Consider the following 16574-nt stretch of genomic DNA (forward strand, 5'->3'; position numbering starts at 1 on the left):
GGGGATTTTTTATTCATGAAAGAATTGCTTCTTAGCGATTTGATACTGGCGTTGCTTTTCTGTCCAAAATTGCTGATCGTTTTCATCAATTTTGCGAATGACTTTTGCTGGATTACCCCCAACAATCGTGTTCGCAGGAACGTCTTTTGTAACCACAGCACCAGCAGCGACAATAGCATTTTTTCCAATTGTAACGCCAGGTAAAATGGTGGTACTGCCGCCAATCCACACGTTATCTTCAACAATAATTGGCGTACCGAATTCTAATTCTGCAGTTCGAATCGTTGGATCAATTGGATGGCCGGCAGTATAAAAACTAGCACGAGGGCCAACCATGACGTTATCACCGAAGATGATTTTGTTTACATCTAAAAAAATGCAATCCATATTTGCATAAAAATTTTCTCCTACCTCAATATGGCGACCGTAATCTAAATGGAGGGGTGGGGTGATATATAACTCATTGCCAGTTTTTCCTAATAATTCTTTTTCTAGGGCCACAATTTCTTTCACGTTGTCGATAGGAAGTTGATTGATTTTTTGAGCTAACACCTTGCCTTTTGTTGATTTGTTTTCGGGTAAAATGGTGGGGGCGTAATATAATTCACCTTTTAACATTTGCATATAATCAAAGTCATTTTGTTTCATGTAAGCGCTCCTTTAGGCTTTTTCTCTATTGTATCAAATCAATACAATAAGTCGAGGAATATGTAAAATAAAAAAGGACAGATAGCAAAATAGCCTTGCTTATCTATCCTTTACCTAAGGTTATCCAATTTTTTTAACTCTCCCGCCAATTTTATCTGCTAATTTTTGTGCTTCTTTTTCAGAGTGGTAAACTAAACAACCTGATTTATCTCGCGTACGTTTACCATCTGCAGTTAAATAGCCATGAAAAAATTTGATTGCATACATAGACATCACCACCTTTCTAATTGAAAATAGTGTAAATGGAGCGATTAAAAATGTCAAATAATAGAAGTGCTCTTAACCATTCTTATCTTTTTTAGTTCGAAGATAAGCTTGGTTAAGAGCATCTTTTCATTTAATAAATTAGTTTGAAACGGGTCGTTGAGTGAAATTCCTGTTCAGGTGAGAGGGTGATAGAACCGAACAAGGGAAATCTTTCAGCACCAGGACAGACTTGGGTTTCAAATGTGAGCGCTCCGTGATTGACTAATTTTTGCCCTTGAATATCGGGACCGTTATCAGCAAAATTTGCTGAAAAAATAACAACTGAAGGTTGATCAGTGAACATTTCTAAGGTGATATCTTTAGTAGGACTTTTTAAGATAACATCTGGGTTAATTAAATCATGATTGGTTAAGATGAAAGGGTGATCGAAGCCGTTCATCTTTTGGATTTGTTCATCGTTACTTGAAAAAACCTCAGCTAATTTTTTAGGTTTTTGTAAATCAAAAGCTGTCTGGTCGACGGAAGCTAATTCTCCAAGTGGTAAAACTCTTTCATCAAGCGGGACATACTTTTGGGCATTTATTTGCAACTCATGCGCATCAATGGGGATTGCGGGATTTCCAGTTAAATTAAAGTAGACATGATTGGTTGGATTAAAAAGTGTTTGTTCATCTGTAGTTGCCTGATACTCAATTTGCCATTCATTTTCTTCAGTCAATGTATACGTGACTGAAACAGTGAGATTTCCAGGAAAACCATTTTCACCAGCAGGACTCTCTAGCCAAAATTTCACAGAAGGATTCACTTGTGCCTCTTGGATTTCGCTGTGCCATTTTTTACTTTCAAACCCAGGTGTGCCGCCGTGAAGTGTTGTTTGAGTAGGAGTATTAATCATCGTTTGATACGTTTTACCCGCTAGTTCAAAGGAGCCATCGGCAATTCGACCAGCTGTTCGACCAATTGTTGCACCAAAATATAAGTCTTTAGACAAATATTCATCTGCTGAGGGAAAGCCTAGCACGAGTGATCGGGATTCATTTTTTGTAAGAGGAACGTCGAGCGCAACAATTCGCGCACCAAAATCTGTTGCTTTTAAAGTCACACCATTTTTATTCGTCAGTGTGTAAAGAAGCATTCCTTGTCCAAATGATTCAGTTGAAATAGTCAAAATAATCAATCCTTCCTTCAAGTAAATATTTAGTAAATTTAACTTTGTTGTTTAGATTATTTAAATAGTCGAAAAGAAACGCTAAGAAAATAAATCTTTATTTAATTGTATTGTACACGTTTTCAATCAAAATGACAATTAAGAAAATGTTAAGTAAATATTTGCAAAAGTTTAGTAAATATTATACAATTTGTTTACTAGTGAAAGGAGCGATTAGTGATGGAAGAACTGTTAATGAATCGATTTGTAGAAATATTTGGTGAGAAAGGGACAGCCTGTTATTTTGCCCCTGGAAGAATTAATTTGATTGGTGAACATACAGATTACAATGGCGGTCATGTTTTCCCAGCGGCTATTACTTTAGGGACATTTGGTGTGGCAAGAAAAAGAGACGACCAAAAAATTCGAATGTTTTCTGATAATTTTAAAGAGGTTGGTCTCATCGAATTTTCATTAGAAGATTTAACCTATTCAGATTCAGATGATTGGGCAAATTATCCTAAAGGCGTTTTAAATTACTTGATTGAAAGCGGACACAATATTGATTCTGGCTTAGATGTGCTCTTCTACGGTACGATTCCTAATGGTGCTGGCTTGTCTTCTTCTGCTTCTATTGAACTTTTAATGGGGACGATCTGTAATGATTTATATGCTTTACACTGTCCAATGCTTGAATTGGTGCAAATCGGTAAAAAAGTGGAGAATGAATTTATTGGAGTTAATTCAGGAATTATGGACCAATTTGCCGTAGGGATGGGAGAAAAAGATCAAGCTATTCTACTAGATACCAATAATATGCACTATGAAATGGTTCCCGCCAAATTAGGTGAGTATACGATTGTCATTATGAATACTAACAAACGTCGTGAATTAGCAGATTCAAAATATAATGAACGCCGTGCAGAATGCGAAGAAGCCGTTCGTTTGCTTCAAAAAGAGTTATCTATTGAATTTTTAGGTGAATTAGACAGCGAGACATTTGAACAATATCAAGTATTGATTGGAGATCCAACGTTGATTAAACGAGCGCGTCATGCCGTCACAGAAAATGAACGAACTTTATTGGCAAAACAAGCGCTAACTGAAGGGGATTTGGAAGAATTTGGCTTATTATTAAATGCCTCACATCTTTCGCTAAAAGAAGATTACGAAGTAACCGGTATTGAGTTGGATACCTTAGTGGCTTGTGCGCAAGAACAACCAGGCGTTTTGGGCGCACGGATGACTGGTGCAGGGTTTGGCGGTTGTAGTATTGCTTTGGTACCAAAGCAAAATATAGATGCATTTATTGAAGCTGTTGGCCAGAGTTATCAAGATAAAATTGGCTATGCTGCTGATTTTTATCCTGCATCAATTGATGATGGTGCCAGAAAGTTATTTTAGAAAGGAAGGCTTTAAATGTCTATTTTAGTATTAGGTGGCGCAGGCTACATTGGCTCACATGCCGTCGATCAATTAATTTCAAAAGGATATGCCGTTGTTGTTGTTGATAATTTATTAACGGGACATCGTTCAGCAGTTCATGAACAAGCGACTTTCTATGAAGGCGATATTCGTGATAAAGCTTTTTTACGTAGTGTCTTTGAAAAGGAATCAATTGAAGGTGTGTTGCACTTTGCGGCCAATTCTTTAGTAGGAGAATCCGTGGAGCAACCGTTAATGTATTTCAATAACAATGTTCATGGCACTCAAATTGCCTTGGAAGTCATGCAAGAATTCGGAGTGAAACACATTGTTTTTTCTTCCACAGCGGCCACTTATGGAGAACCAAAAGCAATGCCTATTACAGAAGAAACCCCAACGAATCCTAAAAACCCGTATGGGGAAAGTAAATTAATGATGGAAAAAATCATGAAATGGTGCGACAACGCTTATGGAATGAAATATGTTGCTTTGCGTTATTTTAATGTTGCAGGAGCAAAAAAAGATGCCTCAATTGGTGAGGATCACACGCCAGAAACGCATATTGTGCCAATTATTTTACAAGTGGCATTGGGCCAACGAGCAGAGCTAAGCATTTTTGGGGATGATTATGATACACCAGATGGCACGTGCATTCGAGATTATGTTTACATTGAAGACTTGATTGCAGCACATATTTTGGCTTTAGAATACTTGAAAAATGGCGGCGAAAGTGACGTCTTTAACCTGGGTAGCAACAACGGCTATTCTGTTAAAGAAATGTTAGATGCTGCACGCGAAGTGACAGGTCAAGAAATCCCTGCGACAATCGCGCCACGCCGAGCAGGGGATCCTAGTACGTTAATTGCTTCTAGTGAAAAAGCCAAACGAGTTTTAGGCTGGCAACCAGAAGTAACTGAGGTCAAGGACATTATCGCCACCGCTTGGCAATGGCATGTGAAACATCCTCAAGGCTATAATGAATAGGAGAACATCAGATGATGAAAGAAAGTAGTAAATGGATTGCTGCATTTGTAGAGATAATCATAGAAAATGGCGATTGGACGGAAACAGACCGTTATTATTTGACGAATCGGATTGCCAAACTAGTTGGCTGTGATTTTTTTGAACAACCAGAAGCGGTTGCTTGTGAGCAAGAACCGTTGCGTGTGGTGGAACATCTTTTAAACATTGCACAAGCCAATCACCAAATCAATGACTCAATTACGGAAGCAGAACAACTAGAAGCGGAGTTAATGGATTTTATTACGCCGACCCCAACCACTATTAATCGGAAGTTTATGGACTATTATCAAGAGTCTCCACGAAAAGCAACGGATTATTTTTATCAGTTATGTAAAACGAATAACTACATTAAAACGAAAGCAATCGCCAAAAATATTATTTTCCCAATGGACTCACCCTATGGTAAACTAGAAATTACCATTAACTTATCGAAGCCAGAAAAGGATGCTCGAAAAATTTTGGCTGAAAAGAAAATGAGTCAAAAAAAATATCCAGCGTGTATGTTATGTATGGAAAATGAAGGCTATTATGGCCGTGTGAATTATCCAGCACGGACAAACCATCGGATTATCCGACTAAATTTAGAGGACGAAGCTTGGGGCTTTCAATATTCGCCATATGCTTACTATAATGAGCATGCGATTTTCTTGGACCAACAACATCGAGAAATGAAAATCGAGAAAAAAACGTTCCAGCGGCTCCTTAAAATTACGGAGTTATTCCCTGAATATTTTGTGGGCTCTAATGCAGATTTGCCAATTGTTGGTGGTTCTATTTTATCTCATGATCATTACCAAGCAGGACGTCATACATTTCCAATGGATTTAGCACCAATGGAAACAAGATTTTCTTTGAAAAAATATCCTGAGATAACTGCTGGTATTTTAAAATGGCCGATGTCTGTGATTCGTCTTCAAAGTAATCATCAAGAGGAACTAGTTGAGGCGGCCGAATTAATTTTGACCAAATGGCGCAATTATTCTGATGAACGTGTCTCAGTTCGGGCCTATTCAGAAGATGGCACACCGCATCATACGATTACGCCAATTGCTCGACGCAAAGGGTCATTATTTGAATTGGATTTAGTTTTACGAGATAATAATGTTTCGGAGGAATTTCCAGATGGCATTTTTCATCCACATCCAGAAGTACAACATATTAAGAAAGAAAATATTGGCTTAATTGAAGTAATGGGACTAGCTATTTTGCCACCAAGGCTGGCACAAGAATTAAGAGAAGTCGAAAAGTATTTATTAAAGCAACCCAATCAAATTGCTGAAAGTCATCGAGCTTGGGCGGATGAACTCAGTCAGCAAACCATCACTGAAGCCAATGTCAAAGAAGTGATCCAACAAGGAATTGGGACAATTTTTGTTCAAATTTTAACAGATGCCGGCGTCTTTAAACGTGATGAAGAAGGCCGTCGTGCTTTTGAACGATTTATTCAATGTATTGAAAATGATTAATTTGAGGTGAGGAACATCGTAACCATTAAAGATATAGCAGAGCAAGTCGGTGTTTCTTCAGCGACAGTTTCGAGAGTTTTGAACTATGATGAAACATTATCAGTTAGTGATGAAACGAAGAAGAAAATATTTGAAACAGCAGAAACGTTAAATTATAAAAAGCGAGCCAGAAAAAAACAAGCAGGCAAAAAGAAAATTCGGTTTGTCCAATGGTTCAGCGATCCAGAAGAACTGGATGATATTTACTATTTATCGATTCGTTTAGGTGTTGAAAAGCGGGCAGAGGAATTGGGTTTTCTTTTAGTCAAAGAATCTCTGACAAACCTGTCTCAAAAAAGATTTGACGGGACAATTGCCCTAGGAAAATTTGATGAAAAGCAAGTGGCGGCCTTAGCCGCCTTAGGCGCACCTCTTCTATTTGTAGACTTTGATGCAATGGCTTTTGGCCAAAACTCCATTGTTGTTGATTTTGCTGGAAGTGTTAAAACAATTGTGCAAGAATTTTTGGCGCAAGGGCATCAGAAAATCGGTATGCTTTCTGGGCAAGAATATACGAAAGAGTCCCGCGTGGCATTGGTTGATCCACGTTTTGTCGCTTTTAAAGAAACCTTAAAAGATTTGGACCTTTATCATCAAGAATGGGTTGTCGAAGCAGCTTTTTCTGTTGAAGAAGGCTATCAAGCGATGAAAGACTTTATTGAAAAAGCGGACACTCGTCCAACCGCTTTTTTCGCTGCAAGTGATACGTTGGCAATTGGTGCGATGCGGGCGTTACAAGAAGCAGCCATTCGTGTGCCAGAAGATATTTCTATCATTGGTTTTAATGATATTAGTGTCGCAAAATATGTTTCACCAACATTAACAACAGTTAAAGTTCATACTGAATGGATGGGTGAGCTAGCCGTTGAGACAATGAAAGAGTTATGCTTGAATACCCCACCAGTTCCTAGAAAAATTATTGTCGGAACGGAATTCATTCAGCGAGATTCAACGAAACATTCATCAAAATAACAGCAAAACTTGGAGAGTTTTTTCCAAGTTTTTTGCTCTTTTCTGCTTGTTTTCAACAATCAAGAAAATGGAGGGAAACAGATGCAACCGAAATTAATTATTTTACGTGGTAATTCTGGTAGTGGTAAAACAACGATAGCTAAAGCGCTTCATCAGTGTCTTAAAGAACAATCGTTATTGATTTCTCAAGATGTGGTGCGCAGAGAAATGCTTCGTGTTAAAGATGAAACAGGTAATCTAAGTATTGCTTTGTTAAAACAGTTGGTAGCTTTTGGTTATCAAGAATGCCAGTATGTGATTGTTGAAGGGATTTTTCAAAAAGCCATCTATCATTCCTTTTTTCAGGAAATAATCCATCTCTTTGAAGGAAACGTTCAGGTTTATTATTTTGATATTTCTTTTGAAGAAACGCTGAAAAGACATAGCCAGAGAAACAAGAATCAAGAATTTGGTGTCGTGGAAATGAAACGTTGGTGGCTACCAGAAGATTATTTAGAGCTTCCGGGAGAAAAGCGGTTATCTGAACAACTGTCTGAAAAGCAGATTATCAGGCAAATTTTAGCAGATATTCAGTAGTAAGTGCTGCGCTTTTTAGAGAAATGGATGTTGTGGTATGATAAAAAAGAAGGAGTGGTTTCAATGGATTACCAAGAACGATTAAAAAATTTACCACCTGAAGTCATGACAGCTTTTTCAGAATCATTTATTTTTTTAATCAGTAACGATAAAGTTCAACATTTCCCTGCTCGAGACTTAACGCAAGCTGAAATGATTCAACGAGTGAAAGAGAAATTAGGTGAAGCGGTGACGTGGTCCTTATGGCAAGGGTTCGTTATTGCTGTTAATTCAGAAGAAACATGTGTTGCTGTTTTGCCCAAATATCATCAACTCGATGGTTTTTGAAAATGAATAAGGGAGCGAAGAATTATTCGCTTCGTTTTATAAAATGAAAACGCTTTTCGGGAGGGAATGCTAATGTCTGAGCTAGTGGTTATTAGAGAAATGCAAGAGAAAGATATCTTAGCGCTGGATACTCAATTTGCCCAACAAGGTTGGCCAAGTCGCCAAGAGATTTTAATGAACTATTTAGAAGAACAATTAGTCAAGCAACGAACGGTTTTTGTAGCGGAGAAAAAGGCAACGCTGTTAGGTTATGTGACGTTACTGCCATTAGCTAAGGAAGGACCTTTTAAAAATTTATATCCTGAAATAGCTGATTTCAATGTTTTCTTGTCATTTCAAAAACAAGGAGTGGGGCGGTTATTATTAAATCGTGCAGAAAATGTTGCCAAAAGTTATGCAGATACTGTTTCCTTGGGAGTAGGCCTGCATCCTGGTTATGGTGCAGCGCAAAGATTATATATCAAACAGGGATATGTGCCAGATGGTTCAGGAGTCTGGTTTCAAAATAAGCAGCTGAAACCAAACAATCGGTGTGTTAATGATGATGCGTTAGTTCTTTATTTATCGAAAAAACTATAGCAATTATCAATCAATAATGGAGGAATAATCGTGGTTCATCAATTATTGGCTCAAACGGAAAATGGATATATGAAAATAATAAAAGAAAATTTAGTTGGAATATATCTTCATGGTTCTTATGCTTTTGGAACCTATTGTCATTCAGTAAGTGATTTGGATGTACTGATTGTGGTTTATGAAAAGCTTACTATTGATGAGAAGAAACAATTATTAGATTATACAATTAATATTTTAGATAAGTGGGCACCAAAAAAAGGGATAGAATTCCATGTGCTACAATTAAAAGATACAATAAATTTGAGTTATCCGATTCCCTTCGATTTACATTTTTCTCCGATACATCGTTCCAGATATCTGACTAATAAAAATAAATATATTGAAGATATGATGGGATACGATGAGGATCTAGTGGCACATCTTATGATTACAAAATTATATGGAAAAGTACTCGTAGGAAAACCGATTGATTCCGTTTTTGGCTGGATAGATCAAAAGAAATATTTTGAAAGTATTGTAGCTGATGTGAAAGAGGCAAAAAAAGAAATTGTTCAACAACCTATGTACGTTATTTTAAATATGTGTAGAGTAATGGCATTTAAGCAAGAGAATAAAATTTTATCAAAAAGGGCTGGAGGGGAATGGGGCCTAGTACATTTTCCTACTAATTATCATTCGCTGATACAACTAGCTTTAAAAGAGTATCGAGGCGAAACAGTTTTGTTAGAGCAATACAATGATTCAGAATTAAATGATTTTGCGGATATTATGCTTTCGTTATTATTTAAGTAAGAATGTAAAGGAGGTTGTTACCCTTGATTAGAAAAATGAAGCCAACAGATGCAGCGGCGTTAACTATCATTAATAAAGAACAATTGGGCTATGAAGTTCCCGTTGACGTGACCTGTAAACAGATTGAGAAATTACTACTAGCCAGTGACAGAGAGTTTTTATATGTTTATGAAGAAACGAAGACAGGGAAGATTTTAGGCTATGTGCATGCGCAACTGTATGAAACAATTTATTCCCAAACGTTATTGAACGTTCTGGGATTAGCAGTGGCAAAAGAAGCAGAAGGCCGTGGAATTGGCAAACAATTAATGACGAAACTAGAAACGGAAGCTAAAAAGTGTAACTTGTCTGCGATTCGCTTAAATTCAGGGGAACAGCGTACAGCAGCACATCAATTTTATGAACACATTGGCTATATTTCTGATAAAAAACAAAAGCGATTCATTAAATACTTGGATACTTAAGTTATGTCTTTAAAAAATAACAATTTCCTTTAAAAAAATAAGTAAAAACTAGTGAAATTTTCAGCGAGTTAGTGTAAAATGTATCTCAATGACTCAACGAGTGTTTTAGCCGAAACACTGTCAAAGAAAGTACATACAAAGAAACAGAAATAGCCATTTTTGATGGCTGTTTTTTTATGGAGGAGGCAAATTATGACGAAAAAAAATAGTATGATGTACTTAGCAATTTCTAACTTGTTTCTTGTTTTTCTAGGCGTAGGCCTAGTCATTCCCGTAATTCCCCAATTAAAAGAAGAAATGCATTTTTCTGGTACCACAATGGGAATGATGATTTCTATTTTTGCGATTGCCCAATTAATCACATCGCCAATCGCAGGTGTCCTTTCGGATAAAATTGGTCGGAAAAAAATGATTGCGACGGGCATGTTGGTTTTTTCAATTTCTGAGTTATTATTTGGTTTAGCCCAAGCGAAAAGCGGTTTTTATATTTCTCGTGGTTTAGGTGGGATTGCCGCCGCTTTATTAATGCCGTCAGTGACAGCTTTTGTGGCAGATATGACCACGATTTCTGAACGTCCGAAAGCGATGGGGCTTGTGTCAGCTGCAATTAGTGGTGGTTTTATTATCGGACCAGGAGTTGGTGGTTTTATTGCTTATTTAGGCATTCGCGCCCCGTTTTTTGCGGCCGCATTTTTAGCGTTTATTGGTTTTATTTTGACATTAACTGTTTTGAAGGAGCCAGAGAAACGAATTTTAGCCGCTGTTGAAGCGAAAAAAGGTTCATTTATGGATATTTTAAGAAATCCAATGTTTACCTCATTATTTGTGATTATCTTAATTTCCTCTTTTGGCCTGCAAGCGTTCGAATCTATTTATAGTATTATGGCGACTATTAATTTTGGCTTTACCACAAGTGAAATAGCAATCGTGATTACGGTTAGTGGTATTTTAGCGTTGATTTGTCAGTTGTTTTTCTTTGATGCAATCGTCCAAAAAATAGGTGAAATGGGTTTAATCCAATTAACCTTTTTTGCAAGTGCCATTTTTATTGCCGTGATTGCCTTTACAAAAAATAATTTAGTTGTTGTATTTTCAACGTTTATTGTCTTTTTAGCGTTTGACTTGTTTAGACCAGCAGTAACTACTTATTTATCCAAACATGCTGGAGATCAACAAGGAACCATCAACGGACTAAATTCGACATTTACAAGTTTTGGTAATATTTTAGGACCAATGGCAGCAGGAGCTTTATTTGATATCAATCACTTTTTCCCTTATTATGTTTCAGCAGTAATTCTGTTAGGAACGGGCTTTTTATCGTTATTTTTAAATCGAAATAAGATGTAAAAGAAAAAATAAGTATTTGGAATATAAAAATTCCGAATACTTATTTTTTTTTGATCACCAACCGTTCTTGAAAAAAACAAAAAAATAAACAGTGTTCGCTTGATTAATCGAACGTTTGTTCGTATAATGATTTTGCAAGTGAGGTGATGTTTATGAAATTTGATTATGAAAAAGAACCTAGTCGCGATATTCTTTGTATTGATTGCAAAAGTTTTTACGCTAGTGTAGAATGCGCAGAACGTGGGTTAGATCCGTTGAAAACGATGTTAGTAGTGATGAGTAATGCCGAAAATGCGGGGGGATTAGTTTTATCAGCATCGCCAATGGCAAAAAAAGTTTTAGGTGTTTCAAATGTTACGCGTAAAAATCAAGTGCCCGCTCATCCTGATTTATATGTGGTTCCGCCACGAATGAATTTGTACATGAAAAAAAATCAAGAAATCAATAATTTATATAAAAAGTTTGTCGCAGATGAAGATCACTCTGTGTTTAGTGTAGATGAATCATTTCTTGATGTAACGGCTTCTTTAAGTTATTTTCATTGTGAAACCGCCTATAAGATGGCTCGGATTATCCAAAGAGTCGTTTATAATCATGTGGGTATTTATGTGACCGTTGGGATAGGGGACAATCCGTTACTGGCTAAATTGGCGTTGGACAATGGCGCCAAACATTCGCCAGATTTTATTGCAGAATGGCGGTATGATCGTGTACCAGATACTGTCTGGCAGTTGCCTTCTTTGACAGATTTTTGTGGGATTGGTCGCAGAATGGCTAAACGACTGAATCGCTTAGGAATTGATTCTGTATATGAGTTAGCGCAAGCGAATCCGCATCTTTTACAAGAAACATTTGGCGTGATGGGGCTTCAATTGTATGCTCATTCATGGGGGATTGATCGTACCTTTTTAGGGAAAAAAGCGGAACATAAAGCTGAAAAATCATTTGGAAATAGTCAGATTTTGCCGAGAGATTATGCGCGAAGAGATCAGATTGAACTAGTCTTAAAGGAACTGACAGAACAAGTGGCTGCTCGTTTAAGGAAAGCGCATTGTCAAACGGAATGTATCACAGTCTACGTTGGTTATTCCAAAGGACAAATTGACCGTGAAGGACGAACTGGTTGGCGAAAACAACAAACGATTCCTGCAACAAACAATACAAAAGTTTTGATTACCTATGTATTAGCCCTTTTTAGAGAACATTATCTAGCGGGAACCGATGTCCGGCAATTAGGGCTTTCTTATGGGAAATTAGTTTGGAATGAATCTTTACAATTAGATTTATTTTCGGAACCAGAAGAGCAAATTAGTGAAATGGAGTTAAACTATCTGATTGATAAAATCCGACAAAAATTTGGCTTTCAAGCTTTAATTCACGCCTCTTCTTTGTTGGAAGGCGCGACGGCAATTCATCGTTCAGGATTAGTCGGTGGACATGCTGGAGGAAATGTCGGTTTAGGAGGATAACATCATGAAACGAACAAAAAAAGAATTTACACCTTATAATGAGTACCATGATCGGCCCTTTGAACTGAAATGGGCGACCGCTTTTGCATTGGGGGAGTTACAAGAAGGAATCGAAGCTTCTGACGAATATTCTAAGAGAGCGTTTGAACGCTTACCGCAACAGACAACAGAAGAAATTGAAGAATACTTAGAGCAGTCTTTAAAAAATAACCAGGTTTTAGAAATCCAATTGAATACATTGGATGATTTTGGCCGTGTTCAACCGCCAATTGTTGGTGTTTTTGAAGGGATGAGTTCAATGGAGTATGCAAAAGTTGGACATACACATATTTTATTTGAAGAGATTCGGCATATTAAAAGTCATGAGTTTACAAAGTGGTCGAGCCTTGATTAAAAAACTATTGTTATACGTGCGTTTTGTGAAAACATATGAGATAATGTTCATAGGTAATAGAAATAAAAATTATGGAGGTGGCTAGGATGGGACATCATTTAAAAGGACACCATGGCAAAAAAACAAATGCAAATGGCGGCTTTTTAACAAAGTTATTGGCTGGTGGTGCCTTAGTGGGCGTAGGAAAAAAGTTATACGACAATCGTGAAAAAATTAAAGAGCTGTTAAGTGACGACAAAGAAAAAAGCAACGATACTGAAAACAAATAAAGGACTGGATTGACGGAATGGTAAAAGATGCAGCGTATATTATTGAAGAGATTACCACGATTTTAGAAGGAACCTATTTTGTGATAACCAAGAAAGCGAATAAGCGCCGCATGTGTTTACATGTTTCAGATACCGCGAAAGAATTTTTACGTTGTCGACGGGAGTATGAAACATTCTTAGAGCAACAGTTTGATTATGCCACAATGTTTTTAGAAACATGTACGGAAGATGTTTCTGTTGAAATTCAAACAGGACTACTTGAAGAAACAAATTATCAAGCATTAACCGTGGAAAAATTACAACAGATAGCCACTAAAATGTAACACAGCTGTTGTGTTAGTTTTGATTCTTAATTTGGTTAAGGAGGCGGATAAAATGTCAGTATATCAACATATTTTGGTTGCTCTTGATGGCTCAGATCAATCTGAAAAAGCTTTTCATGAAGCTGTCAGGATTGCCAAAGAGGAACAAGCTACTCTTTATTTAGCTACAATTATTAATGATGCTGAATTTACGACGAGTCCATTTTCTTTTGAAGAATTGTATGATTTAGAAAAACACAAGTCAGAAGAGATGCTCACTGAAAAGGCAAAACAAGCGAGTGAAATTGGTGTAAAAACAGTCAAAAAAATTGTTGAGCTTGGGAGCCCAAAACGTTATCTTGCCAACACGATTTCTGAAAATTATGCTATAGATTTAATTGTGCTAGGTGCCACGGGAAGAGGTGCTATTCAACGAACCTTGATTGGTTCTACTACAGATTATGTGGTTAACCATGCTTTGTGCAATGTCTTAGTCGTTCGCTAATTGTGAGTAATTAATCAAGGAAACAATGTTTTATCGGGACGTTTTTTTAAATTAAACGAGAGGTGAGTTTATGAAAACAAAAATCGGAAAAACAGTTATCTTGTCAGCGTTTTTATTCACAAGTTTCCTTTTACTGAGTGGTTGTACCTCGGCTGGCGAAGAGATGGAAAAAACAATTGATCGACAGAAAGAAAAAGTCGATAAAACGGTCGATAAGCAGAAACATAAAAATGAAAATTCCATGGAAAGTTACGACGAAAAAGTTGACCGTTCTTTAGATAGTCAAGAAGACAAAATCGATACTACTGAGTAACGGGAAAGCTTTCAACTATCGGCTAGTAAATAAATAATATACAAAAGGGAGCATCCACTGCAGTTATTTCTCACAGCGGATCCTCTCTTTTGTGGTTAAAAAGAAAAAGTTAACTGCTCCCCAACAGTTAACTTTTAATCATGTTGCACATAGTTAAAACACTCTATATATCATTTATATCATTTGAAACGGGCAGTGTAAAAAGAAATCTCTTGAAAAGAGTCTCCATTTATAGGGAAGATTTCCCATAAAAAAGAGAAACGTATAATCACAGAGAGTTAGAGAAAGCAAAGGGAAATAAGTATGTTAAAATAAGAAGCAAGAAAGAATACAAGTATGCAGAAAATAACAACTAATTAGGTGAAAACAATGGAAATACATTTTGAAAAAGTAACAAACGATAATCGTAAAGCAGTGGAAAACCTACAAGTTTTCGCTGAACAACAAACCTTCATTGAATCAATGGCAGAAAATCTAAAAGAATCGGACCAATTTCCAGAATGGGAATCGGCAGGTATTTATGACGGCAATCAATTAATCGGCTATGCCATGTATGGACGTTGGCAAGATGGGCGCGTTTGGTTAGACCGCTTTTTAATTGATCAACGGTTCCAAGGACAAGGTTATGGGAAAGCAGCCTGTCGACTTTTAATGTTAATGCTAATAGAAAAATACCAAACAAACAAGCTATACTTGAGTGTTTATGATACGAACAGCTCAGCAATTCGGTTGTATCAACAACTTGGTTTTGTATTTAATGGTGAATTAGATACGAATGGTGAGCGGGTAATGGAATGGACACATCAGAATAAGTAGATAGAACAGGTGAGACAAAAGCCATAGCGCATTTTGTTTCATCTTTTTCTTTTAATTGGCTTCATTTGTTTACTTTTAGTAAGTAAAATGGTAAATTTAGTTCAATCTGTTTTGAAAAAAGAGTTACTGGAGGGTAAGGATGAAAATAGAATTTTTCCATGATGTTATTTGTAGTTTTTGTTTTCCAATGTCTGACCGCATGCATGAGATTCAACAAGAATTTCCTGAAATTGAATTGATTCATCGGTCGTTTGCGTTGGGGTGGTCCGCAAACGATTTTGAAACAATGTTTGGCTCACGAGCAGCAGTAAAAGAAGAAGTTTTGACGCATTGGGTGCATGCCAATCAAAACGATTCAAAGCATCGTTTTAATATTGAAGGGATGAGGAAGCAACGATTTGATTTTCCAACATCAAAGAATGCATTATTAGCAGCAAAAGCAGCTGGATACATTGGCAACCAAGACACTTATTGGGTACTGTTTGATAAGTTACAAGAAGGTTTATTTATGAGAAGTTTAAATATTGAAGAGCCAGAAGTAATTGAGGAGCTAGTAAAAGAGACAACGATTGATTTTGCTTTATGGAAAGAAGCTGTTGCTTCCGAGGCTGTTTGGACGGCGGTTCAAGAAGATTTTGCGCTAGCTTCTGCTTATGGTTTACAAGGAGTTCCCGCACTAATCATTAATCAAAAATATTTAATTAATGGTGCAGTACCGAAACAACAAATCAGCCAAACTATTCAAAAAATTCTCGCAGAAGAAAAACAACAGCAACCGTTAGTTTCATTAACTCCTTCTTCTGAAAAGTCAGCTTCGTGTGAGTTTAAGGAAGGCACATGGACGTGTCATTAAGCGGCATAAAATAACGTTATTCTTTGACAAAACGAAAGACTTCTGTAATAGTTAATGCGGGGGTGATAATATGTTTAACGCGTATAGAGAATACTGGAATAATATTACAACAATGAATGCGTCAGCAACACGAGCACAATATTGGTGGCCACAATTAATTAATTATTTGGTGTTAGGGATTTATTCAGCAATTACGGGCGTTTACAGATATATTGAAGTAACACCCAATGATGGAACAATCATTAAAGAATGGAATACCGTGACCATTATCTTTTTCTTGCTGACTGCTTTAATTTGGTTGGCAAACTTTACTGTTCGAGCAAGAAGATTGCATGATCGCGACCACAGTAACTGGTGGATTTTATTCTATTTACTTCCTTTTATCGGTACTTTAGTGATCTTCATTACATTAATTTTGCCAAGTAAAAGTCACACAAGATGGCCAGTGAATCAATCAGAAATTTAATTTGCTGGTTTCGTTTAGCTGATTATCTTAAGAGTGAAAATAGGACATAAGTCATTTCGACTTATGTCCTATTTTCTTTTTTATTAATGACTTTAGTCAGTCGAAATCTCTAAAGAGA

22 protein-coding genes are annotated in these 16574 nt (G+C 36.8%); 19 read left to right on the forward strand and 3 right to left on the reverse strand.

From position 1 onward, the window contains the following. Window positions 1-9: 9 nt before the first annotated feature. The 3 genes from IGK70_RS04785 to galM form a co-directional block, all read right to left on the reverse strand. The gene (locus IGK70_RS04785; protein ID WP_104855716.1) at window positions 10-648 is read right to left on the reverse strand and encodes a sugar O-acetyltransferase; all 639 of its coding nucleotides are present in this window, start codon (window positions 646-648) and stop codon (window positions 10-12) included. A 120-nt stretch (window positions 649-768) separates the two neighbouring features. Further along, on the reverse strand, window positions 769-915 hold the full coding sequence (locus IGK70_RS04790) for a hypothetical protein (RefSeq protein WP_002384758.1): 147 nt from the start codon (window positions 913-915) through the stop codon (window positions 769-771). Window positions 916-1045: 130 nt separating this feature from the next. After that, window positions 1046-2104 (reverse strand): galactose-1-epimerase, encoded by a 1059-nt coding sequence (gene galM, locus IGK70_RS04795; protein ID WP_002384757.1) that lies wholly within the window; start codon window positions 2102-2104, stop codon window positions 1046-1048. Between the two features lie 198 nt (window positions 2105-2302). Between galM and IGK70_RS04800 the strand changes: the two genes are divergently transcribed. From IGK70_RS04800 to IGK70_RS04890, 19 genes are all read left to right on the forward strand, one after another. Next, entirely contained in the window at window positions 2303-3466 is a 1164-nt protein-coding gene (locus IGK70_RS04800; RefSeq protein ID WP_016626768.1) for a galactokinase, read from the forward strand. 15 nt (window positions 3467-3481) lie between these two features. After that, window positions 3482-4471 (forward strand): UDP-glucose 4-epimerase GalE, encoded by a 990-nt coding sequence (gene galE / locus IGK70_RS04805; protein WP_010710165.1) that lies wholly within the window; start codon window positions 3482-3484, stop codon window positions 4469-4471. Between the two features lie 14 nt (window positions 4472-4485). Beyond that, on the forward strand, window positions 4486-5976 hold the full coding sequence (gene galT, locus IGK70_RS04810; protein WP_016626403.1) for a UDP-glucose--hexose-1-phosphate uridylyltransferase: 1491 nt from the start codon (window positions 4486-4488) through the stop codon (window positions 5974-5976). 6 nt (window positions 5977-5982) lie between these two features. After that, window positions 5983-6987 (forward strand): LacI family DNA-binding transcriptional regulator, encoded by a 1005-nt coding sequence (locus IGK70_RS04815; RefSeq protein ID WP_002360622.1) that lies wholly within the window; start codon window positions 5983-5985, stop codon window positions 6985-6987. 9 nt (window positions 6988-6996) lie between these two features. Further along, the gene (locus IGK70_RS04820; protein WP_002408620.1) at window positions 6997-7563 is read left to right on the forward strand and encodes a kinase; all 567 of its coding nucleotides are present in this window, start codon (window positions 6997-6999) and stop codon (window positions 7561-7563) included. Window positions 7564-7590: 27 nt separating this feature from the next. Next, window positions 7591-7890 carry a hypothetical protein gene (locus tag IGK70_RS04825; RefSeq protein ID WP_002390034.1) on the forward strand — a complete coding sequence of 100 codons (300 nt, stop codon included), beginning with the start codon at window positions 7591-7593 and terminating at the stop codon, window positions 7888-7890. A gap of 66 nt (window positions 7891-7956) precedes the next feature. After that, window positions 7957-8469 (forward strand): GNAT family N-acetyltransferase, encoded by a 513-nt coding sequence (locus tag IGK70_RS04830; protein ID WP_016626404.1) that lies wholly within the window; start codon window positions 7957-7959, stop codon window positions 8467-8469. Between the two features lie 30 nt (window positions 8470-8499). Further along, entirely contained in the window at window positions 8500-9258 is a 759-nt protein-coding gene (locus IGK70_RS04835) for an aminoglycoside adenylyltransferase domain-containing protein (RefSeq protein ID WP_162782997.1), read from the forward strand. Window positions 9259-9281: 23 nt separating this feature from the next. Further along, the gene (locus tag IGK70_RS04840) at window positions 9282-9722 is read left to right on the forward strand and encodes a GNAT family N-acetyltransferase (RefSeq protein WP_010824522.1); all 441 of its coding nucleotides are present in this window, start codon (window positions 9282-9284) and stop codon (window positions 9720-9722) included. 192 nt (window positions 9723-9914) lie between these two features. Then, window positions 9915-11069, forward strand: coding sequence for a multidrug efflux MFS transporter EmeA (gene emeA, locus IGK70_RS04845; protein ID WP_002358140.1), 1155 nt, complete (start codon window positions 9915-9917; stop codon window positions 11067-11069). Between the two features lie 152 nt (window positions 11070-11221). Further along, window positions 11222-12538, forward strand: a complete 1317-nt coding sequence (locus IGK70_RS04850) for a Y-family DNA polymerase (protein ID WP_010827286.1) — start codon at window positions 11222-11224, stop codon at window positions 12536-12538. Between the two features lie 4 nt (window positions 12539-12542). Further along, complete coding sequence (locus tag IGK70_RS04855; protein ID WP_002358138.1) at window positions 12543-12932, forward strand: hypothetical protein; 390 nt, start codon at window positions 12543-12545, stop codon at window positions 12930-12932. A 71-nt stretch (window positions 12933-13003) separates the two neighbouring features. Further along, a complete protein-coding gene (locus IGK70_RS04860) occupies window positions 13004-13201 on the forward strand; it encodes a hypothetical protein (RefSeq protein WP_002360617.1) in 198 nt (65 codons plus the stop codon). A gap of 17 nt (window positions 13202-13218) precedes the next feature. Further along, window positions 13219-13524, forward strand: a complete 306-nt coding sequence (locus tag IGK70_RS04865; RefSeq protein WP_002375233.1) for a hypothetical protein — start codon at window positions 13219-13221, stop codon at window positions 13522-13524. A gap of 52 nt (window positions 13525-13576) precedes the next feature. Then, window positions 13577-14008, forward strand: a complete 432-nt coding sequence (locus IGK70_RS04870) for a universal stress protein (protein WP_002391595.1) — start codon at window positions 13577-13579, stop codon at window positions 14006-14008. A 70-nt stretch (window positions 14009-14078) separates the two neighbouring features. Further along, window positions 14079-14321: a hypothetical protein gene (locus IGK70_RS04875; protein ID WP_002358134.1), complete on the forward strand. Its 243-nt coding sequence runs from the start codon at window positions 14079-14081 to the stop codon at window positions 14319-14321. Between the two features lie 369 nt (window positions 14322-14690). After that, the gene (locus IGK70_RS04880; RefSeq protein ID WP_010713539.1) at window positions 14691-15137 is read left to right on the forward strand and encodes a GNAT family N-acetyltransferase; all 447 of its coding nucleotides are present in this window, start codon (window positions 14691-14693) and stop codon (window positions 15135-15137) included. Window positions 15138-15276: 139 nt separating this feature from the next. Then, the gene (locus IGK70_RS04885) at window positions 15277-15990 is read left to right on the forward strand and encodes a DsbA family oxidoreductase (protein ID WP_002375225.1); all 714 of its coding nucleotides are present in this window, start codon (window positions 15277-15279) and stop codon (window positions 15988-15990) included. 70 nt (window positions 15991-16060) lie between these two features. Then, window positions 16061-16456, forward strand: a complete 396-nt coding sequence (locus IGK70_RS04890) for a DUF805 domain-containing protein (RefSeq protein ID WP_002358131.1) — start codon at window positions 16061-16063, stop codon at window positions 16454-16456. Window positions 16457-16574: the final 118 nt, after the last annotated feature.

Origin of the sequence: Enterococcus sp. DIV0358, assembly GCF_051713465.1 — a bacterium.
Classification (GTDB): Bacteria; Bacillota; Bacilli; order Lactobacillales; family Enterococcaceae; genus Enterococcus; species Enterococcus faecalis.